This window comes from Nguyenibacter vanlangensis, from assembly GCF_013376155.1.
Taxonomy (GTDB): domain Bacteria; phylum Pseudomonadota; class Alphaproteobacteria; order Acetobacterales; family Acetobacteraceae; genus Gluconacetobacter; species Gluconacetobacter vanlangensis.
The window spans coordinates 1-620 of sequence record NZ_JABXXP010001164.1 but is presented as its reverse complement, the minus strand read 5'-3'; the positions used below and the strand labels follow the sequence as shown (position 1 = coordinate 620).

The window sequence follows — 620 nt, the reverse complement described above, 5'->3', positions numbered from 1 at the left end:
GCGCCGGCCGACCAGGCCGGCGATTTCGCCGGCATAGGCACCGGCCGCGTTCACGACCGCGCCCGCCGACCAGGCCTGCCCGCCCCCGACGATCCGGAATCCGTTCGTCTCCCGCGTGATCGCCGTGACGGGCGTCAGAGGGCGGATCGCAACGCCTGCCTCCCTGGCCCGCGCCATGACCGCCAGCGTGGCCGCCATCGGGTTGATCTTGCCTTCCTCCGGGCAATAGGCGCCCCCGAGGAATCCGGCACCCAGCGCCGGCTCGATCGCCCGCAATTCGCGGCTGTCCACCATGCGGGACGCCACGCCCAGCGACTGCTCGACGGCCACCTTCGCCCGCAGGCGCGCCATGTCGGCTTCGCTCTCGGCCACGGCCAGGCCGCCGCAGATCCTGATCTCCAGGTCGCGGTCGAAGAATGGCGCCATGGACTGCCACATCCGGATGGAATCCCGCTGCAGGGCAAGCGTCCGTGCCGGCAGCGACGGACCGTCCGCCCCTGCGCTGTCGTCGAAGGCCATGAGCTGGGCATGAAGACTGCCGGCATTGCCGCCCGACGCCAGGGCGCCGGGGCGCCCGCGTTCCAGCACGACGACGCGGCGCCCGGCCTGCGCCAGGAACA

1 protein-coding gene is annotated in these 620 nt (G+C 72.7%); it reads right to left on the bottom strand.

What is annotated here, in order from left to right; genetic code table 11:
• On the bottom strand, nucleotides 1-620 hold a 620-nt coding region (locus tag HUK84_RS21895; protein ID WP_176642004.1), incomplete at both ends, for an NAD(P)/FAD-dependent oxidoreductase.